1 protein-coding gene is annotated in these 652 nt (G+C 66.4%); it reads right to left on the minus strand.

The features are described 5' to 3' along the window. Positions 1-157: 157 nt before the first annotated feature. Positions 158-412, minus strand: coding sequence for a BufA2 family periplasmic bufferin-type metallophore (gene bufA2 / locus J0A65_RS24995; RefSeq protein ID WP_206596928.1), 255 nt, complete (start codon positions 410-412; stop codon positions 158-160). Positions 413-652: the final 240 nt, after the last annotated feature.

Here is a 652-nt window from a genome sequence, read left to right on the forward strand (position 1 = left end):
GAGATGATCTCGAACCAGTCGACCGCGGGCCGCCGTTCGAGGATTTCCTGGTAGTACTCGCTGCGCAGGCCCAGGCCGTGGCCGAGCATCGTCGTTGCTTTCATCGCCGCCTCCGCAGGTGAAAACGGGGCGACCGGCCGGCCGCCCCTCGTGGCTCTTAGGCGCCTACGGTGCCGCCGGCAGTATTGCACTCGGCCTTGGTCATCACCTTGAAGCCGTGGCCCTTGCAGACTGCCTGGCCCTTGCAGGCGTTCTCGGCAGTCTTGCAGTCGTTCTGGCCTTTGCAGGAGGTCACGCCGTAGCAGTGTACGGTCGCTTCCTCGGCCGAGGCGACGCTGGCGGTCATGCCGGCGAACAGCGAGGCGGCGGCGAAGGCAATGGCGGCGCCAGCGGCGGTGGTCTTGATAGTCATGCGCTTATCCTCTGGAAATTGGAGAGGCCGGCTGAAGCATCGTCGTTCAGGCCCGGCAACTCACTAGAGTCGGACCTGCCGCTGGCGTTACAGGGGTGGAAAAACTTTCTGCTCAGTGCTCCAGCGCGCCGCCGTCTGGCTGGTCGATACGCAGCTCCGGCACGGCCCGCCCCGCGACCAGGCGCTCGTCCACCAGGCGGATGACCGCTGCCTCGTCGCTGACGCCGTACCACTCGCCCT

The sequence above is a fragment of the Bowmanella yangjiangensis genome, assembly GCF_017255015.1.
Classification (GTDB): domain Bacteria; phylum Pseudomonadota; class Gammaproteobacteria; order Enterobacterales; family Alteromonadaceae; genus Bowmanella; species Bowmanella yangjiangensis.